This window comes from Verrucomicrobiia bacterium, assembly GCA_035629335.1.
Taxonomy (GTDB): domain Bacteria; phylum Patescibacteriota; class Saccharimonadia; order Saccharimonadales; family Saccharimonadaceae; genus DASUUR01.
Genome location: DASPIB010000017.1, coordinates 19,207 through 37,354 on the forward strand (window position 1 = coordinate 19,207; position 18,148 = coordinate 37,354).

The 18,148-nt window shown below is 47.7% G+C and carries 29 protein-coding genes; 5 read left to right on the plus strand and 24 right to left on the minus strand.

The genetic code is table 11. From position 1 onward, the window contains the following. From VD907_06995 to VD907_07015, 5 genes are all read left to right on the plus strand, one after another. Positions 1–1,275, plus strand: coding sequence for a hypothetical protein (locus tag VD907_06995; protein HYG84591.1), 1,275 nt, complete (start codon positions 1–3; stop codon positions 1,273–1,275). A 141-nt stretch (positions 1,276–1,416) separates the two neighbouring features. Then, positions 1,417–1,656 (plus strand): hypothetical protein, encoded by a 240-nt coding sequence (locus VD907_07000; GenBank protein HYG84592.1) that lies wholly within the window; start codon positions 1,417–1,419, stop codon positions 1,654–1,656. Beyond that, positions 1,656–2,423, plus strand: coding sequence for a hypothetical protein (locus tag VD907_07005; GenBank protein HYG84593.1), 768 nt, complete (start codon positions 1,656–1,658; stop codon positions 2,421–2,423). The genes VD907_07000 and VD907_07005 overlap by 1 nt, the downstream gene beginning before the upstream one ends. 30 nt (positions 2,424–2,453) lie before the next feature. After that, positions 2,454–3,761, plus strand: a complete 1,308-nt coding sequence (locus VD907_07010; GenBank protein HYG84594.1) for a peptidoglycan DD-metalloendopeptidase family protein — start codon at positions 2,454–2,456, stop codon at positions 3,759–3,761. Between the two features lie 10 nt (positions 3,762–3,771). Next, complete coding sequence (locus tag VD907_07015; GenBank protein ID HYG84595.1) at positions 3,772–4,047, plus strand: hypothetical protein; 276 nt, start codon at positions 3,772–3,774, stop codon at positions 4,045–4,047. A 509-nt stretch (positions 4,048–4,556) separates the two neighbouring features. Here the strand turns inward: VD907_07015 and VD907_07020 are convergent. The 24 genes from VD907_07020 to VD907_07135 form a co-directional block, all read right to left on the minus strand. Continuing rightward, positions 4,557–5,153 (minus strand): YqaJ viral recombinase family protein, encoded by a 597-nt coding sequence (locus VD907_07020; GenBank protein HYG84596.1) that lies wholly within the window; start codon positions 5,151–5,153, stop codon positions 4,557–4,559. A 124-nt stretch (positions 5,154–5,277) separates the two neighbouring features. After that, positions 5,278–5,559, minus strand: coding sequence for a hypothetical protein (locus VD907_07025; protein ID HYG84597.1), 282 nt, complete (start codon positions 5,557–5,559; stop codon positions 5,278–5,280). Further along, complete coding sequence (locus VD907_07030; protein HYG84598.1) at positions 5,552–6,289, minus strand: hypothetical protein; 738 nt, start codon at positions 6,287–6,289, stop codon at positions 5,552–5,554. The genes VD907_07025 and VD907_07030 overlap by 8 nt, the downstream gene beginning before the upstream one ends. Continuing rightward, entirely contained in the window at positions 6,289–7,713 is a 1,425-nt protein-coding gene (locus VD907_07035) for a DUF5906 domain-containing protein (GenBank protein HYG84599.1), read from the minus strand. The genes VD907_07030 and VD907_07035 overlap by 1 nt, the downstream gene beginning before the upstream one ends. 235 nt (positions 7,714–7,948) lie before the next feature. Next, positions 7,949–8,335: a hypothetical protein gene (locus VD907_07040; GenBank protein HYG84600.1), complete on the minus strand. Its 387-nt coding sequence runs from the start codon at positions 8,333–8,335 to the stop codon at positions 7,949–7,951. 8 nt (positions 8,336–8,343) lie between these two features. Next, on the minus strand, positions 8,344–8,574 hold the full coding sequence (locus VD907_07045; protein HYG84601.1) for a hypothetical protein: 231 nt from the start codon (positions 8,572–8,574) through the stop codon (positions 8,344–8,346). A gap of 1 nt (position 8,575) precedes the next feature. Continuing rightward, positions 8,576–9,145 (minus strand): hypothetical protein, encoded by a 570-nt coding sequence (locus VD907_07050; protein ID HYG84602.1) that lies wholly within the window; start codon positions 9,143–9,145, stop codon positions 8,576–8,578. Next, on the minus strand, positions 9,146–9,760 hold the full coding sequence (locus VD907_07055) for an AAA family ATPase (protein ID HYG84603.1): 615 nt from the start codon (positions 9,758–9,760) through the stop codon (positions 9,146–9,148). It abuts the gene before it with no gap. Positions 9,761–9,764: 4 nt separating this feature from the next. Further along, on the minus strand, positions 9,765–10,130 hold the full coding sequence (locus VD907_07060) for a hypothetical protein (GenBank protein HYG84604.1): 366 nt from the start codon (positions 10,128–10,130) through the stop codon (positions 9,765–9,767). Then, the gene (locus VD907_07065) at positions 10,130–10,510 is read right to left on the minus strand and encodes a hypothetical protein (GenBank protein HYG84605.1); all 381 of its coding nucleotides are present in this window, start codon (positions 10,508–10,510) and stop codon (positions 10,130–10,132) included. The genes VD907_07060 and VD907_07065 overlap by 1 nt, the downstream gene beginning before the upstream one ends. Before the next feature lie 13 nt (positions 10,511–10,523). Then, on the minus strand, positions 10,524–10,736 hold the full coding sequence (locus VD907_07070) for a hypothetical protein (GenBank protein HYG84606.1): 213 nt from the start codon (positions 10,734–10,736) through the stop codon (positions 10,524–10,526). Further along, the gene (locus tag VD907_07075) at positions 10,733–11,098 is read right to left on the minus strand and encodes a hypothetical protein (GenBank protein ID HYG84607.1); all 366 of its coding nucleotides are present in this window, start codon (positions 11,096–11,098) and stop codon (positions 10,733–10,735) included. The genes VD907_07070 and VD907_07075 overlap by 4 nt, the downstream gene beginning before the upstream one ends. Next, complete coding sequence (locus VD907_07080) at positions 11,098–11,493, minus strand: hypothetical protein (GenBank protein ID HYG84608.1); 396 nt, start codon at positions 11,491–11,493, stop codon at positions 11,098–11,100. The genes VD907_07075 and VD907_07080 overlap by 1 nt, the downstream gene beginning before the upstream one ends. An 8-nt stretch (positions 11,494–11,501) precedes the next feature. After that, positions 11,502–11,756, minus strand: a complete 255-nt coding sequence (locus tag VD907_07085) for a hypothetical protein (GenBank protein HYG84609.1) — start codon at positions 11,754–11,756, stop codon at positions 11,502–11,504. Positions 11,757–11,898: 142 nt separating this feature from the next. Next, positions 11,899–12,339, minus strand: coding sequence for a hypothetical protein (locus VD907_07090; protein ID HYG84610.1), 441 nt, complete (start codon positions 12,337–12,339; stop codon positions 11,899–11,901). 305 nt (positions 12,340–12,644) lie between these two features. Beyond that, positions 12,645–13,880, minus strand: coding sequence for a PIF1 family DEAD/DEAH box helicase (locus tag VD907_07095; GenBank protein HYG84611.1), 1,236 nt, complete (start codon positions 13,878–13,880; stop codon positions 12,645–12,647). Then, the gene (locus tag VD907_07100) at positions 13,880–14,179 is read right to left on the minus strand and encodes a hypothetical protein (protein ID HYG84612.1); all 300 of its coding nucleotides are present in this window, start codon (positions 14,177–14,179) and stop codon (positions 13,880–13,882) included. Before VD907_07100 ends, VD907_07095 begins: the two co-directional genes overlap by 1 nt. Further along, a complete protein-coding gene (locus VD907_07105) occupies positions 14,176–14,367 on the minus strand; it encodes a hypothetical protein (GenBank protein HYG84613.1) in 192 nt (63 codons plus the stop codon). Before VD907_07105 ends, VD907_07100 begins: the two co-directional genes overlap by 4 nt. Beyond that, on the minus strand, positions 14,357–14,530 hold the full coding sequence (locus VD907_07110) for a hypothetical protein (protein ID HYG84614.1): 174 nt from the start codon (positions 14,528–14,530) through the stop codon (positions 14,357–14,359). Before VD907_07110 ends, VD907_07105 begins: the two co-directional genes overlap by 11 nt. Beyond that, entirely contained in the window at positions 14,530–14,739 is a 210-nt protein-coding gene (locus VD907_07115) for a hypothetical protein (GenBank protein HYG84615.1), read from the minus strand. Before VD907_07115 ends, VD907_07110 begins: the two co-directional genes overlap by 1 nt. After that, positions 14,736–15,968: a DEAD/DEAH box helicase gene (locus VD907_07120; GenBank protein ID HYG84616.1), complete on the minus strand. Its 1,233-nt coding sequence runs from the start codon at positions 15,966–15,968 to the stop codon at positions 14,736–14,738. The genes VD907_07115 and VD907_07120 overlap by 4 nt, the downstream gene beginning before the upstream one ends. Positions 15,969–16,524: 556 nt before the next feature. Then, positions 16,525–16,746 carry a hypothetical protein gene (locus VD907_07125; GenBank protein ID HYG84617.1) on the minus strand — a complete coding sequence of 74 codons (222 nt, stop codon included), beginning with the start codon at positions 16,744–16,746 and terminating at the stop codon, positions 16,525–16,527. Positions 16,747–16,829: 83 nt separating this feature from the next. Next, positions 16,830–17,030 (minus strand): hypothetical protein, encoded by a 201-nt coding sequence (locus tag VD907_07130; protein ID HYG84618.1) that lies wholly within the window; start codon positions 17,028–17,030, stop codon positions 16,830–16,832. Between the two features lies 1 nt (position 17,031). Then, entirely contained in the window at positions 17,032–17,646 is a 615-nt protein-coding gene (locus VD907_07135; GenBank protein HYG84619.1) for a SprT-like domain-containing protein, read from the minus strand. Between the last annotated feature and the right edge of the window lie 502 nt (positions 17,647–18,148).

Here is an 18,148-nt window from a genome sequence, read left to right on the forward strand (position 1 = left end):
ATGCAATCAATCGCCTATCTTAAAGCAAGTGATGGATCCGGTAATGCCAGCGTTGCTACCGTCCAGACGGCCCGGTCTGGCGGCGCTTCCACTATTGAAGTAAACACCGTCCAGGGCATACCGGCCAAGTTTGCTGGCAGCATGGGTACACCTCACACCTTTATTGATCCAGTAACTAGCGAAGAGATAACCGTTATTTCCGAAGATACTGCGGTGGACTTTTTCGGCCATGTGGACGGCAGCGATCTTGAGATTGACCAGATCGCGCCAGGCTACACCGATAACGGCAGCGACGTCGGCGACATTATTATAATTCGACCAATCACCGAGTACGCTAACAACCTCGCTAATATTTTAGGGGCCGCGCATCAGGACGATGGCAAGCTCCTAACTACCTCTCTCGACGAGTTTTATAAGCCTAGCGAATTAACTCCTAATAATTTTGTAGCTTCAGGCGGTGTCATCGCTCTGGTTAGCCTTTTGACCGCCAGTTTCTCTAATATTGTTTATTACATGAGCGGCCTTCGCCGCACCAAGACTGGCGTAGCTAACCGCGCCTATATCGCTAACCGCGACACCTACGTTGATATTGATAGTACCGGCACCCTTTATTACACAGAAGTCGCCAATGGCGCTACTACTGGCTTTACTCTAGCTGCCGGCCGTATGCGCTTAGCTAAGGTCGTTACAAATGGCTCAACAATTACCTCTATCACTCAAAGCGGCTATGATGTGCTTAATAACAGGATTTATAACCGTTATCCGCTAACGGTTGAACAAACTCCATTTTTCTTTGAAGAAATTGGTCGCACTAAATTACTAGCTGGCGTTACTAATTTTAGCGTTAACTTCCCCCCTCGTAACTTCTTAAAAGTAATGGTATTTACCGTGGCGCAAACAGCCGTACTTCGGCAGTTAATGCGCTATAACAACGATAGCACTAATAGCTATTCTGACACTTATTCCCAGCCAGACAGCGCTGGCCCTGTTCGCGGTCATGACACCGGCCAAAACGCCCATTATATGGATATCAATAACCTCTCTCCTGGTGATCGCTATAATGGCCATATTGAGATTACTAATAAAGTAGGTCAGCCTAAGCTATCATTTATTAATGGGTATTATACGGCTTATAGTCCTAGCGCCTGGCAGGTGCCTGGCCTGTTTTATAATCAGTGGGCCAAAAACGAACAGGCTACTAGCATTCAAATAAACACTATTGCAGGTGGTACGTTTGCCTCTGAAAGTGAGATAGTGGTATTAGGTCGTGATTAGCCTGAAATCTAACAGTCAAATCACCGTACAGGGCGCATACTAAAACTATGGAAGAGCTAATTTTTATCATAATCGCTTTCACCGCAGGATTCGTATGTGGTTTACTAGTCAAATACGAATTATTCAAGGTGGTACAGCGCTATGGCAAAGAAAGCTAAAAATAAAAAACAAGTTCAGCAAGAAGTCGTACTCGATAACTATGCTCGTATTCTACAGATCGTGGCCATTATTGCGGTGGTTGTAGTCGTGGTGGTAGATCAGCTAACCCCTACATCTGATATTCCAATCTGGGTACCAGCCGGCCTATTAGGGGTGGCTGTAGGGCTTAGCCCGGATCAGATCGCGGATATTATTAAAAGCATCTTTAGGGGGAAAAGATAATGCGTAAAACCGGCCAAGTTATAGTCAACGTAATGAAGGTGTTTTTAGTGCGTGCCTTGCCAGTAGTAACGCTGGCTATTCTCTTTGGCGTTTTGGCGGTCCAGATTGATAAATGGCGAGTCGAAAACTCCGACCCCTCTAATTATATTAACTACACCGCATTTGACGTTCAGAACTCGCGTGCTGGCGAAGACGTATATTTTAAGGTCTGCCGCGAGCATCAAGAAAACTACACCTATGATGGCGCCCTGACCGTCTATATTTATCGCGATGTGGATCCACGCGGCACCCAAACTAAGGTCTTTGCTAAAGAAATTGGCGGCAGTATTCGAACTGACTGCGAAAACAAGGTATTGCGTGCTAGCGACTTCAGGCATACGCCTGGCACCTACAAGATGGCGTTTTGTATAGATTTTCATGTGAAATACGGCATACAAAAAACTGTTTGCCGCGAGAGTAACATCTATAAGATCTACCCTCAGCCTACCGATATTAATCAGCAGATCGAGTATTACCAGAATCAGATTAATATCTTGCAGCAACAGCTTCAAGATAGCGGCGTTAGTAGTCCCAGCATGACCCTACCTCAGAGTCGGCAACCTAGCAATATTGGCGTCCCTGGAGCCACTACTTCCCCCTCTGTAACTAACAATACTACCAATAACACCACGAACAATACGACCAACAATCCGCCCCCAGAAGATGATAGCACCACGCTCAACCAGTTACCGGTGGTCGGTGGACTATTAAAGGCGATAGGACTATAATGCGAGTAAATCAAGCATAAGGAGATAATTATGCCCAGGCGACCAGTAAATGCACCCTACACAATAACCACTGAGTTTGGCGTACCTGACTCTTATGCTAAGTTTGGCCGACACTCTGGCGTAGATTATGCCGTCCCAAAAGGCCGGCCTGTTTACGCCCCTATTAGCGGCGTCTTGACCAATGTTGTTTCTCCTACTGGTGGTAATATGGTTTGTATTTTTGACGGCCAGTTTATGCACCGTAAGATGCACAATAACGCTTTTGCTCGTCAAAATGGCTCTGTTCAAGAAGGCGATATCGTTGCTTACGCTGGGTCTACTGGCCTGTCTACTGGCGATCATTGCCACTGGGACATCAATGATGAAGGCATCTATCCTACTTCCTTCTCTCGCTTTAAAGCTCCTGCCGAGTGGCTAGCTGGCGCATATCAGCCTAAGCCAGCACCTACGCCTACCCCCGCCGCAGATCCTAGAGCTGGCCTAGAGCCACATCAGCGCCGACTCTCTAACCCTGATGGCGTAAACCGCCGTTCAGCGCCTTCAACGGCCGCAGGGACACTTATCAAGGAAGAGCCATTTGATACAGATCCTTGGAACTTCAAGGGCTTTGTTAAAGGTGAAATGGTCAACGGTAACGACATTTGGTTTGTCGGTACTTCCGGCAACTACTTCTACTCTGGCGCTTTTCATGGTGGCGCCGACACTACTGGCTTGCAGGACCTAACCCCAGCTAAGCCAATTCCGGTACCAAAACCAGAGCCAATTCCTACCTTTGAAAAAGAGCTTAAAACTATTACCGAAGTTATCCCTGCTCACCCTAGTAACTATGAAGTCGGCAACTTCCCTGCCAAACCTACTGGCGTAGTGCTTCATGACCTAGGGACTGATGGCCGCGATACGCTTCAATCCAGTCTTAATCATTTTGGCAAAGAAAACACGACCGCGCCGCACATTACTATTAGTGGCAAGCGCAAGATCCAAAATGTTAGCCTGAAAAATCGCGCCTACCACGCCGGGCCGCAGGGTAACGATAAGATTGGTATTGAAATTGATCCAGACGTGGACACTAATCCCGATACCAAAAACAGCGTTTTGGACGTGCTTAAAGAGCTAGACACTATGTACCCTGGCCTGACTCGATACCTACATAGCCAGTTCATGGCTACTAGCTGTGGCGATGATGTTCAAAAGGCCAATCTTTTGATCCCGCCCGAAGCTCCTGTTTCGCCGCGCGATGAAGCTCAAGATAAACGGCTTACAGCTATCGAAGCAGCACTAGCGCAAATAAATGCATTTATTGCTAAAATAAAAGAGTTCTTTCCGTTCTTAAATAAGTAAAGGAGAATCTATGGAAGCAGTAATATTTATCGGTCTGGTAGTGGTAGCCATCACCCAGATAATTAAAATGTTTGTGCCGGCCGTCAATGGTGCGGTAACAATCATAGTCGCGCTCATCGTAGGTGCGGTAGTAGGTGCGCTCGATCAAGTCCTAGGCGTTACTGACGTAACTATCGCAGAAGGCATCGCTGGTGCCTTGAACGGAATCGGTCTATCTACCCTGGCTGGTAAAGCCGGCGGCGGAACGGCCGGTGATGGCGACTCGCGCGTTGTTTCTCGCGGATAATCTGACTCATAAAAAAAGACCGCCCTCGCATAGCGGTCTTTTTTGTTTGTTTTAAAACGCCTTTACAAGACGCCAACTCACAAAGTCAGTATAGCATAACTCTAATGGTTATGCTTAAATTATTTCGAGTATTGTACCTTTAACTAAACTCCACCTTTGCGGAATCTCTCAAACAGGGTAACGTATCTAAAACAAAAGTCGTTGAAAAAACAGGGAATATACTCACCTGACAGCCGCCCCTCACCTAAAGAGGGGCTTTTTGTTTGCAAAAATAAAGCCGCCCCTCAAGAGAATAGCAATTTTGGAACGCTGATATTCGAAGGGGCGACCACTGCTGCAATTATAGCAGTAACAGGGGTAGCTGTCAATAGGGTGCAAGTAGGGGTCTAAGATAGGGTGCAAGATAAGTGGTATAATGGATATGCTAAATAGGAGTAGTTTTATTAGCAAGACAATACCGTTTGAGCTTTTTTTTGAAGAGCTACCAAGCGCCGCAATACTAAGAAAACTTAAGCCAAAGCGTCAGTCGTAACAGATTGGCGCTTTTTCATATCAAGCCGCAGCTTGCGCCGGATATTGTCGCCTATTAGACGGTCATAACCGATCTCCACGACAATTAATTGCTCCTGATCCACGATGTCAGGATTGAAAGCCAACAGCCGCGCCTTACGCTTGCCGGTGATAATCATACCGAAAAATATCTGGACCTTATACTGAAGCGGTATTTTACTGGCGATAATGCCCTGAAGATCTGAGAGTGGCATTTTATCAGATATAAGCCCCTTGTGGCGCATTTCAATTAGCGCCTTGCACTCAAGCAGCCAGGCCCGGTCAATACCGTCCGGACTGTAGCCGGCGTTCGGATAGACGCTATTTGTTACAAAGCCTGGGCGCTGGACTTTAACTCGATACTTGCGCTCATATTCACGAATTGCCGCCACTTCTAGCGCGTGGCCACGCCTTGTGGCGTCGTTGCCGCTCCAATCTGAGTCTGGCAGCAATTGCTTGCCCTGGAGCAGCCTAATGGCCGTTGAGCCGGTCCACAGGCCCTTTCGCAGCAGTTTCCAGGCAGGACTGCCCTGTATGACGTCATGCCAGGTAATCAAAACCAAAGCTCCCCGCAACTATCACATTTCCAAATAGACACTTGGCCCATTAATTCATAGTGGTCAAAGTGTAGTTTACCGTCATCTTCGTTTGGACAGCTAGGTAATAAAAATCGAAGCCACCTCACAGCATTAATTCCAGTTCTTCTTTAATTTCTGGCCAATTCTCAGGATATACCACTTTAGCGTAAGACCAATTATTAAGCCTTTCAAGCGTAATTTTCTGAAGGGGTTGATATTTAGAACGCGCACTACCTTTAACTTCAAGCGCAAACCACAGACCACCGCATAGAGCAATAATGTCCGGGCAACCATCTGGTGTACCGACTCCCCCTGTTTTGATGACATAACACCCCTTTCCCTTAAGGTATTTGATAATCTTAGATTGTAATTGCCGCTCAGTCATTATCCAGTCCTTCGGCCAGGATCTCCAGCCCCTTCTGACTTTGAGCGAAGCCGCGCAGCCAGCCAGCAGTCATGGCTTTATTCTCCGCATAGTAAACGCCTTTTTCGTCTAACTGGGCGTGCGAAGGGGCCACCAGTTCGGTATAGTCGTCCACATAAACATCATCGCCGCCAAGCAAATTAATGGCCTTTGGCAGCTTACCATCAATCTGATCGAATACTAGCTCGATGGCCCGGAACCGGCCCTTAGTAACGTGCTTGAGTAAATTAGCCACGATCACCGACTTCACCTTTGGCTTATGCTCGACTGGCTTACCGTCTTCAATTCGCTTTTTATAAAGTTTGACTACCCGGATCACATCACGCGGCATCTTACGCATTTCCTTTAGCGTCTCGCGCAGTTTTGCGGTCGCAGGGTCATAACTAGCCGGTTCGCTGGCTTTAGCGCCTTCAGGGGCTTCTATTTGCTTCGGACCTTGCTCGATCTCCTTAGCGTTTACATACCGGGTGTAAAACTTAGGAACTTTGATCTCGATAAGTGTATCTTGTAGGCCATCAATGCGGTCGAAGGCCAGCTTTATAGCGGCAATGTCATCAGTGTCGGCACAGACCCGGACCAGGGAACAGAGTACCACGTCGTCCACGCTGGCCCCTTTGTCTTGCTCCAGAGCGATAAACTCACCCCAGTCAAGGTGTATTATTTCTTCAAATCTGGTTTTTAGACTAGCCATTAAAGATTCGCCATTAACTGTTGGTATGTATTATCAATAGTATCTTCTTTGACGCTTAATTCAATATCGCTGCCGGCCTTTTGGAACATACCCCAGCGCTGATGTAGCTCTGTCAGATCTTCCGGATTCCAGCCATTATGGACGTACCTAGTAATTAGTTTACCGTCTTGTCGGAAGGACGCGCGCTCAAACTCCATAATTTTAGCGGCGTGCGCGATGGCTTTTTTGCCTAGGGCCGTATAGCTTCGCTCGTCGCACCAGCGCTGATAGTCCTTAGCCAGCTCGGTAAAGTTTGTGAAGCCCCAGATATCAGTAGCAACCAGCTCTTCGAAGTAAGTCTCGGCGGTGTTGACCTCTTCGTCATAGTCTTCCTTGGCTTTCAGGGTTTGCTCGCTGAAGTCGTAGCTGTAGCTAGCTTTTTTGATAGCTACTGTCGTTTCAAGTATTTCGCCTAACAGGTCTGATAAAAAGTTCTCTTTGGCAAAAAGTCTTTCATCGAAGGTACTGTCTTGCGGAAATGACGCCTTAAATGGAATAGTGAAGGTGCGGCGCCGGACACCCTGGGTTTTGTCGGCAAAGGTAGGAATATTATTGGCGTTGAAGATCGTGTGGACGTTGCCGTCTACCTGAACACCGTCTTGGCTGTTAAACTTGTGGACGTTAAAAGTGCTATGCTCGGCCAGATTCTTATAGCCGCCAGTGTCTTTGACGTGGCCGTCGTTGGACTCCAGGCAGACATTGCCTAGCTTGCCGTTAATCATTGGCGTATCGCGCTCGTCTTCGATCTGCCGGACCGTAAGCTGGCTAAACCAGCGATTGTGCGTGTACGGCGCTTCGGAGCCGAATATAGCGTACAGCGCCTTTAGCGTGGTTGATTTACCGTTAGCGCCGTTGCCCAAAAACCAGAACACGCCGAACGGCTTTTTATGCATAAATATTGGCGCGATTGCTTTAATAATATCGTCGGCCAGATCAGAGTCGCCAAGCGTAACTTCTTCTAGCCACTCCCGGTGTGAATTGCCATCTGTTGGATTGACTGCCGTAGTATAGACGCAGTCTTCGGCCGCTACTCTGGTCGTAAACTTGAGCGTTTTCATATTCCAAACTCGGCCATTAGGCATGGCTATATAGTGAGCATATTTAGTGAGATCTTCGGAGCTAGTAAAAAATAAGTGTTGAAGGTCTTTGATCTGGGTTTGGCGTATGCCAGCACCATGAACGGTATAGCAGATCCGGGCAAACTCATCATAAGATAGCGGCTCCCAGCCCTCGTTGGCTCGGTACAGGACCGCGCCCCTGAATCGGACTATTCGATATTTTTGCTTAATTAACTGAGCCTGACGCTGTTTAAGCGACATTTTTTGCTCGGTGTTAGTAAGCTCTTCAGCCGACTTCTTCGCTATGTCTTTCTCGTCTTCTGCCATTGGTACCCTCTATTCTACCCCTGCGCTAATGCTTTTGCACGACACTATATCTGTGGTATGCGACTAGCTTGCTTGCGCTAGATCCCAGTGTTCCTGTTTAATGTGCCGCCCTAGCACGCTTTTATTTCGATGAGCAAACCAGCAATGCGGACAGTGGTATTGGACGACAGCTCGGTCTTTGCCAGCCTTGGCCGGGTCATATCCTAAGATGCCCGGATTGCGTTTTTTACCTAATTCAGCCATTTATCATAGTCCTGTGAGTAATAGGGTCCTTATCGTTTTTCTCGCAGTTGTCAGCAAAACTGAGCCACTGGATATTATCTAAAGTATACCCTTTTTTTGGATCTATACGGTCAATACTGGGTGAATCCCAGCGATTGAATCCGTTAGCTGCCCAGTCAAAATAAAGTGTTATGAAAACATTTAGATTTTGAAAGTCCTTACACCAGGCTATGAACTCTTCTTGTGTGCAAATTGGCTTGCCCTTAGCGCCGTTGCTCTGATGGCTCGCCACTCCGCGTTGACGAGCCAGCATATGAGCATAGCGTTTCTGCCAGATCCGGATAAAGTTATACCGGCGTTGCTCTGTCTGATAGGCAAGCGACCGTACCCTCTCGGCCATACCGCCCCCTATTTATTCAGTTCTTTTTGAACCTTCTTTTTAAACTCTTCCTGGCCTTGAGCATCACGCCGTTCGAAGTATTCTTTAAGCGCCAGCCGGACCACTTTACTGCGGTCCAGCTCCGGATCAGATTGAACTTCTTTTTCCAGCCTGTTAAATATAGTCATGTCGCCACCCTTTGCAAGATTGACCCCGATGAAGCCAGCTTGAGTTTGGCGTTTTCGTTTCTTCTCCGCCATGCTAAATATCCAGGTCGTCTGGCAAGTCAGAGTTATCAACCACTGAGCCGCCTACATCTTTAGCAACCTTTTGAGCTTCATCTTCCGGCTCGCCTTGTGGCTTGGCCGCGTAGTGCCAGATGTCGCCATAGCTGGTAGTTTTATATTTGCCCTGTGGCTCCGCGACTAGGAAGGCTTTTTTACCGATCATTTTGTCAGTAAGTAACTTGGCAGCCACGTCGCGCGCTTCAGCTAGATCTTTGATGTCAGCGAACAGCTTGCGGCCCAGATTGCGGACGGTGTCTTTCTTCTCTTCACCGACATTATGGACCAGAATACCTAGTACCTTAGCAACGGCCATCTGAGCGCCGCCCTCGGTATGGAAGTACAGAGTACAGATAGCGGTCTTGTCGCCGTCATCTGGATCCGCAACGGTAATATTGATGATTGGAGCGCCTTTAGTGGCTTTAACGTCCTTTTCGGTAGCTTCCACTTCACCGATAATCACTTCATGCGTGCCGTATTCGAAGCCTTTGCCGCCCTTGAACGGCTCGCCTACGTTATCAATTATGTCGTCAAATAATCCTGCCATTTATTTTTTATCCCCCTTATAGTAAGCATTAATTTTATCATTTACGACCTTAAGGTCATTAGGAACGGTAGCCGCATCAAACATATCCATTGGCGACTTTACGCCGGTACCGTCAGTTTTGACCTTAAAGACGAACTCGTCCAGCTCGACCGCAGATTGGAATACAATATTGGTCCAGCCTTCCGGATTATTGTTTTTGCGTGTAGCCTGGCCCAACGTCTTAAGCGCCAGGGTTTTAGACTCCAGGTCTTCCAAGTGGCCGAACAGGTAGAAGTTTTGCTCGGTGTCTTTATTCAAAATTGCCTGGACAATCTTATAAAAGTCCTTCGAGATCTTATCATAGACGTCCCACTTGTCGGTCTTTTCCGATGCGCCAAAGACTTCTTTAGTAAATAGGTAATTGACGTCATCAATAACGACAATAGGCTTTTTGGCGGCCTGGATCATCTTAACCACCTCTTCCATACTTTTAACGGTATGAGCCTTGATGCTATTGCGAAACGGTAGCTCCTTGCCGGTAGCCGTAATATAGGCGACCTCGTCGTTTTTCAGTTTGTGCAAGCTGGTAGACTTGCCGGTGCCGGGGTGTCCCAGCACAAATATTAATCGGGCCATATTATTACTTTCTCCTTCGCTTTTTACTTCTCTCAATAGTAGCTTCAGCCGTTAGAGCGCGAGCCTTCCAGTCATCACGATCCGCGGTCCGCTCGATCTCTTGATCGCGGACTTCGATACGCTTGACCAGGTTTTCAATCTTACGGCCAAGACCTTCGTTTGCCCCTAAGAGCTGGCCGGACTGGTGAGCAAGCTCTATTGCCTTAGCTACTAGTGGATCAAGCTGTTTTTTGGCTATTTGCTTACGCAAACGGTGTCTGCGCTCTTCGCCAGCACGCATATCGCGAGCCATCATATCTAACGCTTCGTCAGCCCGTTCAAGCTCGCGCTCTAGATCTAGATCGTCATCTTCGGGATAAAAGGTTGCCATTATTTTTTACCGCCCTTCTTGACTGCTTTACGTTTTGCTGGCTCAGGCTTTTTAGCGAGCTTGACGCTGGCCTGGGTGTGTCTTTCGACTAGGTCCAGATGGTCCATGATCTGTTCGACCTTTTCAATAAGCGTAAGTCTTTTAAGATTGCCTTTAGCTGATACACGACCAGCAAAGCCCGCAAAATAATGAGCCAACATACTGTCCATGACGCTTGGGGCATCTTGGCCAATTGTGTCTTCGAGCGCCTTAAGGCGATCATTGTCAGAGCGTAGCTTAGAGTAGTCCCGGTGCAAAAACTCGCCATGCGTTTTAGTTTGGCGCTCCAGATGGTCCAGGCGCTTAATAATTTGATTGTAGTTTTTCCTGCGAATAAACATTTAGCTCTCCTTCTTAAATTACTTCTATTTTTGGACGCCAGAATACAGGCGCCCAGGCTTCGGGCGTAGTACAGCCTTGTTTGACAACTTTAATGGCACGCTTTTCTCTGTCCAGGCCAAGAAAAATACCATCAACCATAGCGCGCCGCTTAAACGTACTGCGCTGGTGAGGTGTCGGCTTTAGCCGGGCTCCCCATTGAAGTTTTTTGGCTTGCTCGATGGTCATTGCTTAACCTCTTCGATCTGAACGGTGCCAGGGTAGTCCTTGCCGCTCTGGTCGTCAAAATGGCCTACAACGACAGGCTTGCCGTCCACGACCTTAACGATGGTGCCATGCTTGTATACGCCGGAGCCAACGCCGGTGTAGAGTTTAAGTGTGTATTTAGCTTCCGCCATATCAACCCTTTCGTTTATGCACCGAACCGGCGCGTCTTTAACATTATGCCAACTGCAAGGTGTCCAATTAAGCCAGGCCAGTCGGATTCCAAAAATAACCAAAAGTATCGCAGCAATAGCTAGTATAGCCAGAACTGCTATACCTATCGAGGTTTCGGCTTCGCGTGGTGAGTGGCGTCCAGTGTCCGACATTATTCTGCCAGCTCTATCTTCTTAGTGATGTACTGAGTTTCGGTAGTAACAACACCGGCTGGCAACTCGCCAGTAAGCGTATGCTGGGCCTTGATTTTCTCGGTGTCAGGAGCCAGCTTTTTGAACTGGTCATCAAGCTCGTCCGGATCAGTAACTTTATAATTGGTGCGCGACGCCAGGGTGATGTAGCCTGTAATCCCGGTTAGCTCTGGATCGAACTCGATCTTAGGCACATTGGCGTCTATCATGGCCTGTTTGATAGTTTCGGTAGCTTCTTTGGCTTCCTTCTCGGCGGCCTTGAGCTGCATTTCCAGCTTGGCATATTTGCGTAAAGCCGCCACCGCCTTTTTGGTGTTCGGATTCTTTACTAATTGCGTTGATTGGTTTGCGGTCATATCTCTCCTTAATCTAATAATTTATAAAGTTCTTCTTCGACGCTTGGCGACTCCGCGACTGGCTCCGGGGTCCGGTAGCGATCTTCAATGCTTTGATGCATCGCTTGGCCCTTTGGCGCGTCGTCCGGGCAATACCATTTGGATTTACCCAGGAGCTTGATGCGCCACCAGCCGTCGTGGTCGGTGCCGGGTTTAACGAAGCCGCGCTTTCCGCAAGTCCTACATTTAACCGGCAAGCCGATTTCTAGCAGCGCGTGGTCCATTACTTCACGCGAACTTTGATCTTGTGAGTAGATGGAATGTGTTTGACTTCGATTTTTTTCACCCTCGACCACCTTTCTGTTTAGCGTTCCTTGCTGAACCTCTTAAGCCTATCAAATATATTAAAATATGTCAATAGTTTCTTTAGGCTTCTTTTACAACATTTTCATTGGTAATCGTGATCGTGAACTTCACACCTAGCTTTTGCATATCAGCTACGAAGCCGTTAATATCTGGGTTATGTCTACCCTCAACGACTTCAGGGTCTAGATTCGACGGCTCGCTATTAGCCGGTTTCTTAACCCGGACGGATCCAACCACCGAATAATATATACTCCTAGGCTTGTCGCCTTCGTGCTTCATGATGACGCCATCGCGGATCATACGCTTTACGAAGGAGTGAGCATTAGCGCTGGTACTAAACTGACCTACGCGCTGTAATTCTCCGGTCTTGATATATTCTCCGGCTGGCTTTGATTGTATGTATTCAATTATTAGCTTGCGCCGCAAATTAGTTTTCTTGGTTTTATTTAAATGATTTAGATCGTATATCTTCCCACCAAGACTAATTCTGCTTGCTTCCATCAGTCCATTACCTCTATTAGCGCTTTTAATATAACAGCAAGTTCGGCGCGCTGTACCGGAACGTGCTGCTTTAATGGATCTTCGAGATCCTTGATTAATTCAAGGATACTCACTCCACAAACCCTTCACATACTATATTATCAGGGCAGTCAAGGCAGCCACTAAAAACGGTATGCCTTCGCCGGGTATGACCACAGTTTTTACACTTCTGATCTTCGTTTACTGGTTTGCCTTCCTTTTGCATAATTATCTCCAATCTTTATGCTTAGGTAATATCTTGCGAAGTATGCCCCGCAATAGTTTTCTCATGCGACTCCTTTCAATTGTTTATCGAACTTAGCAATATCCTGATCCATAGTTAGGGCCTGTTCGTTTAGGCCAGCTAAATATAGACCGTCAAGACTTCGAACGCGACTCAGGGCTACATAGCCCATGCCTGGCGTAAATGCCTGGCTCAGATCAATCAGGGCAGAATCCAGGCTCATGCCCTGGCTCTTGTGGACCGTAACGGCCCAGGCCAAGCGCAAGGGGTATTGTGAGACTTCGGCTATCACGCGGCGGCCATTGTCGCTGTAAGTCTTCCAGCTATGTTCGTGGACCGCGATGTCATCACCGTCAGTAGTGTGGACCACCGGCTGGCCATTATCTCGGAACCGGATCACCCGGCCCCGCGTACCGTTGACGAAGCCTTCATTAAAATTATTGGCGCAAAACATCACTTCGGCGCCGACTTTAAGCTCTAGCACTTCAGGCACTAACAGGCTACGCTTCATGGCCGCAATCTTGTATTTATCGCCGCTAGTTATCATCTGGAAGCGCCGCGTCTCGCCTGGCAATTGCAATAAGCGCTGCCGATTCAGAGCATCTACATCTACGTTGTGAGTATAGAGCCGGGTTATACGCTCATCATCAGGTGGTAGCTTGCGGCTCGCAAGGCGCTGTCTTGACTCGACCGTTAGCTTACCGGCCCGCATTTCTCTTAACACGTTAAGTAAATTATCATCAGCTCCCTGGCGGTGTTGCTCAGTTAAGTAGCAAGTCTCCAGCTCTGCGCTCTTCCAGGCGTCCGACAGATGCACATAGTCAATCCGGCTTGAGCCTTTAGTAACCGGCGGCAACTGGAATAGATCGCCTACGAATATTACTTGTAGGCCACCGAAGGGCTTTTTGGTACGCCGAAGCCATTGGGCCACGCGATCTACCATATCGAGCCGCGAGCCATGAAGCATTGAGATCTCATCAATAATCAAAATGTCGCAAGCATTATATTTTTCAAGCAGATATGGCTTGAAGCTCATCTTATCAATTTCCCAGTCGTTAATAGTGTCGCGGATCCCCAGTCCGGACCAGCTATGGATTGTCTGGCCGTTAATATGGCTGGCGGCAATACCGGTGCTGGCTGTAATTGCTATCCGCTTGCCGGAGTTTCGCGCCCAGCGTATGAACTCGTTAAGCGTATACGTTTTACCGGCTCCCGGCTCGCCAGTCAGGAATATATTATCCCCGGCGATCATTTTGTCTATGGCTTCTTGCTGTGTCATCACTCCCCCTTTGAATTATTATCTTTTGGCCAATCACATAAATATTCTTGCCTAAATAGATCAGGGCCGTCCGGTCTGGGTGCTTTAATCTTGTCCAGCTCGGCTTGCATTTCTGGCGTCCAATCCTGATATTCTTCAAAATAAACGATCTTATGATCTATGCGCTTCTTGTTTAGCTTAAGCCAGGTTTCAGTATCAATGGCCACGAACTCAGGGTGAACATATATAAATGTTTTGCCCTCTTGCGCCCACTTCAGGCACTTAGTAAACGCCTTCCAAGTTTTGCCAGCATAATTCATTTGACTTCCTTAAGCTGAAACTCTATTACCGTTGTCTCGATACCGGCAGTACCATCTTCAAGCCAATACTGTTTGGGGTACCAAATCCTAAAAGCATCAAGCGCGACCCACTGAAGCGAGTTCGGATTCTTGCGATAATACTTAAGAGCCGCTTGAGCTTCTTTGCCTAAATCTTGTTTACGCATCATCTGTCCCCTTTATATCGGCTTCAACCACCGAAACACTATTAACGCCAGTAATAACGATCCCAGTAATGCCTTTGTAGCCTTCAATTGGCGTACAGACTCGGCAACTAGGGTTATGTGTGTGAATAACCCCGGCTTGCTCGTATAATTCTTCTACGCGCGCCATTATGCTACAATCCTGGCAATTGTTTTTTTGATCTCGGCTTGCAAATCTAATAGCTCGTCCAGAGATATATAGGCTAGAGTCTCATAGCGCTGGCCTTCCTGCTTCAAGCCTTCTTGCTCGATCCACAGCTCAGCATTGCGCGTATCTGTAGCTCGATAGCTCAGTTTTATAGTGGTCGGCTTGCCGCCAAACCCTGCTTTTATAGTCATACTTCCGCCTTCCATAATTTATCGTTAAAATCTCGCTTTTCACGCAAGCAGCGCCAAATATCCCGATCCACCGTATTTTTGACATTGAACAGGTAATACAGGCACTTCTTGGTCTGGCCGTTCCGGTGCGTGCGGCCAATACTTTGTTCGAACTCCTGGTAAGAATATGTCGGACTGAAATATATCGTTACATTGGCCCACTGAAGGTTTAAGCCGGTACTGGCGCTCTTGTAGTGCGCGACCAGGACAGTGTTATCTAGCTTGGCGTCGGCCGTAGGTAAAACATCATGCTCCTCGCCGTCATAGCGCATAATATGCTTGTCGGTCTTGGCCAGGGCTTTTAAGATCGCCTTGCGCTCGGATATGTAATTGTAAAATATCACTATATTGTCTGAAGTGTCGTTGACCACTGACAATAACTGGTCTAGCCGCCCATTTGTGGTTGACTGCCTAAGAACAGAGAGCAAGCGGCTAGAGTTATCCAGCAATTCATCAGTGTTAGGGTGTTTGCGGGCCACCTTACACGTTGCATAGATCTTAGCGTCCTTTTGTGGCAACGTGATATTTACGGCCATCAGGCGGCGGCTCGGTAGCTCTGCGGCCTGTTCGCGTGATAGCTTATAGGCGGTGCGCCTTAGCTGGCCCTCAAGCTGGGGAATATTGTTATAGCCAATAATTTCAGGAAAGCCCTTAAAGTCTTGGATTCGGCAATATTTATTCTTAAACTCGGTGATCCCTTTCGTAAAGCCAAACAATTTAGAGTAGCCAGCGAAGTCAATCCAGCCGTTAGGCATTGGCGTCCCTGATAGGCCAATAAACAGGCCGCCGCTCTGCTTTATTTCAAGTATGGCCCGGCTCTGCTTGCTCTGCGGATTCTTGAGCGCGTGGCACTCGTCAGCAATAACATCATAAATAGTGCCGCCATTGCGTGCGCCAGTGAATTGCCAGTGGCGCGGCCGCTTGGTGTCTTTGTCCTTTAAGCGTAAGCTCTCGTAACTAATATAGGTGATGTCTGGCATGGCCAGGCCAAACCACCGGACGGCTTCGCTCTCCCAGTCGCCAGTTCGAATCTTTGAAGCTGGAGCCACAATCAGTAGCTTGCGGCCGGTATTCTGCCGCTCCCAGTGTGCCAGGCTCATAAGAGTTTTGCCTGTCCCCAGGTCTGCGGCCATAATGCAACTGGCCGGAAGCCGGGCTAGGTACTGCTCTTGATAGGGATATAATTGCATATCAGCTCCAAAGTTATGTTTAATAAAATACTATTGAATAGGATTGCGTCAAAGAAGATTATCCAGCCGAAGATCGCGGCCCACTTAAGCAACCTCATGTTGACGCCTATATTTTGGTTTTAGTATTTTTCTTTTGCGTATCTGTTGGCGCATTGGTTTGCGCGGTATGCCCTTCTCGTATGCCATCATAGCCATTGCCTATATTTCCCACTATTGTAAACCGACCACGCGCCGTAGCCTTGGCCCTTCCAGATACGGTGAGCGCACTCGACGTTGACTTTGATGTCATGAGCGTCGCACCCCTCGCGACCTGGCAGGATCCGAACCTGTAATACAGAAACGGAGTAGCCATAAGTCCGGCCGTCAATTTGATATGTTAAATGGCCATCACCTGTAGCGTCATAGCGGCAGCCGGATTCGGCTTGAGCTATAGCAGTCATGGTATTCACGTCCCAGTCGGGATATTTTGCCACTTCCTGCCTAACAGCTTCGCAACCTGTTACTGGTGTGGTCGGCGGATTTATTGGCGCTGGGTCAGTCGGCAGCGCCACCGCCGTTATTTTACCGTTGGAGCCGCTTCAGCTTTTGGAGCTACAGCAGACACCGCCTTGTCAATGTCGGCCTGGTGCTGGTTTGCAAAATACATACCGGCCACGAAAGCCACGATTGAAGCTACCAGGACAGCGATCACGATATCTTTGAAGTGTTCGCCCTTGGTCTTTGCGTACTTTTTGGCTGGCTTGCTAGGCTCGGCCTGATTAGTTTTATTGTTAGACATTTCTGTCCTTCCCACCGCTTAGCGGTATTTATTTTAATGGTGGATTGTCTAGTTTTAGGGCTTCACAATCATCGGCCACGATATCAGTAAGGAAAGTCCCCTTCTGAAAATATGCAAGTTTCATCAACCAGATCGTCCAATTGATCGTCTGACTGCTCTTGATAGATTCGCAAATTGGTGTAACCCTCTGAGCGCCACTGTTTAATTGCTTGCTTCGCTTCGGCTTCCGTATCAAACCAATCGTCTCGACAATCAGTAAATGCGTGGTAAGTAGTAACAATCATATTATTTGCCTTCCGCTTTCGGTGTGTTAGGTTCGACTTGATCGGGTGTGAAATATACTGCCGCCGCCCGGCCGCCTTTGGCTGTTTTGCCGTCAACGTCCGTTTCATATTCATCAGCTACGAAGGTCCAAACACTGAGCTGTCCCTTTTCACCCTTCCGCACATGATAGCCGCGTGTCAGCCATTGTTTGAAGGTCCCGCGCTCCCAGTCATCAGCCGGGCGCTTAGGCTGGACCGCGAACAGCTCAGCCATAGTCTTTTTGACTGGCGCTGGCTTGCTATATCCGCCCTTGTGGTAACGCGAAGCGTTGCCGCCTAGTTTCGCGTTGATGTCTTTCCAGGCTTGGCCATGCCACACAGCCTTTCCGGTCTGATTATTCTGCTCTGCGATTGCGTGAGCCAATTCATGTATAAGCGTCTGTTCGACCTCATCAGGGCTGGCATTTTCAACAAAATGCTCATGCATAACGATCTTATTAAGGCCATGCTGGTAATAGGCCAGCTTATTGCCATAAACATTATCAACGAACAGCTTTGGCGTCTCGACTTTATAGCCCTGCCGATAGGCATAATTGACTAGATTGTCTAGCTTAATTTTCAGGTCAACGTATTGCATAGTTTTTTACACCTTTACTATGTGATGATCTCACGCTTGCCAAGTACGTTATTTCTAGCGTATCGGTTTGCCTTCCTGAAGCGGAAGTGTCTCATTTGGCCGCTAAGTGCTACGCTCTTTGGCAAGTGAGAGATCACCTTAATTAATATGGGTAAGCAGTTTTTGATTCAATCACTTGCTCAGGTGATTCGGCCAGCGTTCCTTTGCTTGACTGAACCCCATTATAGGGCATGGATTAAAGTATGTCAATAGTTTTTTTAATGGTTTGATAGTGTAACAGGGGCGAAAATGTGCAGATTACAACGCTTTTGAGGAAATAACAGAGGTAGTTTTATTAAATAATGTTACAGCTACTTGTCAAAACTTGCAATGTAGCTGTAACATTTTATAAATAGGTAGAACATGAGTTTCTAACAGATGCAACTAGGTCCGGTCAACACGCCCGGCGAACAGGGAAAACTGCTGTTACAGCATCACCTGTTTACACTGAAAAAAAAAAAAG

Coding starts and splice junctions, on each gene's coding strand:
- VD907_06995 (HYG84591.1), top strand. CDS start 1: ATGCAATCAATCGCCTATCTTAAAGCAAGTGATGGATCCGGTAATGCC.
- VD907_07000 (HYG84592.1), top strand. CDS start 1,417: ATGGCAAAGAAAGCTAAAAATAAAAAACAAGTTCAGCAAGAAGTCGTA.
- VD907_07005 (HYG84593.1), top strand. CDS start 1,656: ATGCGTAAAACCGGCCAAGTTATAGTCAACGTAATGAAGGTGTTTTTA.
- VD907_07010 (HYG84594.1), top strand. CDS start 2,454: ATGCCCAGGCGACCAGTAAATGCACCCTACACAATAACCACTGAGTTT.
- VD907_07015 (HYG84595.1), top strand. CDS start 3,772: ATGGAAGCAGTAATATTTATCGGTCTGGTAGTGGTAGCCATCACCCAG.
- VD907_07025 (HYG84597.1), bottom strand. CDS start 5,559: ATGACTGAGCGGCAATTACAATCTAAGATTATCAAATACCTTAAGGGA.
- VD907_07030 (HYG84598.1), bottom strand. CDS start 6,289: ATGGCTAGTCTAAAAACCAGATTTGAAGAAATAATACACCTTGACTGG.
- VD907_07035 (HYG84599.1), bottom strand. CDS start 7,713: ATGGCAGAAGACGAGAAAGACATAGCGAAGAAGTCGGCTGAAGAGCTT.
- VD907_07040 (HYG84600.1), bottom strand. CDS start 8,335: ATGGCCGAGAGGGTACGGTCGCTTGCCTATCAGACAGAGCAACGCCGG.
- VD907_07045 (HYG84601.1), bottom strand. CDS start 8,574: ATGGCGGAGAAGAAACGAAAACGCCAAACTCAAGCTGGCTTCATCGGG.
- VD907_07050 (HYG84602.1), bottom strand. CDS start 9,145: ATGGCAGGATTATTTGACGACATAATTGATAACGTAGGCGAGCCGTTC.
- VD907_07055 (HYG84603.1), bottom strand. CDS start 9,760: ATGGCCCGATTAATATTTGTGCTGGGACACCCCGGCACCGGCAAGTCT.
- VD907_07060 (HYG84604.1), bottom strand. CDS start 10,130: ATGGCAACCTTTTATCCCGAAGATGACGATCTAGATCTAGAGCGCGAG.
- VD907_07065 (HYG84605.1), bottom strand. CDS start 10,510: ATGTTTATTCGCAGGAAAAACTACAATCAAATTATTAAGCGCCTGGAC.
- VD907_07070 (HYG84606.1), bottom strand. CDS start 10,736: ATGACCATCGAGCAAGCCAAAAAACTTCAATGGGGAGCCCGGCTAAAG.
- VD907_07075 (HYG84607.1), bottom strand. CDS start 11,098: ATGTCGGACACTGGACGCCACTCACCACGCGAAGCCGAAACCTCGATA.
- VD907_07080 (HYG84608.1), bottom strand. CDS start 11,493: ATGACCGCAAACCAATCAACGCAATTAGTAAAGAATCCGAACACCAAA.
- VD907_07085 (HYG84609.1), bottom strand. CDS start 11,756: ATGGACCACGCGCTGCTAGAAATCGGCTTGCCGGTTAAATGTAGGACT.
- VD907_07090 (HYG84610.1), bottom strand. CDS start 12,339: ATGGAAGCAAGCAGAATTAGTCTTGGTGGGAAGATATACGATCTAAAT.
- VD907_07095 (HYG84611.1), bottom strand. CDS start 13,880: ATGACACAGCAAGAAGCCATAGACAAAATGATCGCCGGGGATAATATA.
- VD907_07100 (HYG84612.1), bottom strand. CDS start 14,179: ATGAATTATGCTGGCAAAACTTGGAAGGCGTTTACTAAGTGCCTGAAG.
- VD907_07105 (HYG84613.1), bottom strand. CDS start 14,367: ATGATGCGTAAACAAGATTTAGGCAAAGAAGCTCAAGCGGCTCTTAAG.
- VD907_07110 (HYG84614.1), bottom strand. CDS start 14,530: ATGGCGCGCGTAGAAGAATTATACGAGCAAGCCGGGGTTATTCACACA.
- VD907_07115 (HYG84615.1), bottom strand. CDS start 14,739: ATGACTATAAAAGCAGGGTTTGGCGGCAAGCCGACCACTATAAAACTG.
- VD907_07120 (HYG84616.1), bottom strand. CDS start 15,968: ATGCAATTATATCCCTATCAAGAGCAGTACCTAGCCCGGCTTCCGGCC.
- VD907_07125 (HYG84617.1), bottom strand. CDS start 16,746: ATGTCTAACAATAAAACTAATCAGGCCGAGCCTAGCAAGCCAGCCAAA.
- VD907_07130 (HYG84618.1), bottom strand. CDS start 17,030: ATGATTGTTACTACTTACCACGCATTTACTGATTGTCGAGACGATTGG.
- VD907_07135 (HYG84619.1), bottom strand. CDS start 17,646: ATGCAATACGTTGACCTGAAAATTAAGCTAGACAATCTAGTCAATTAT.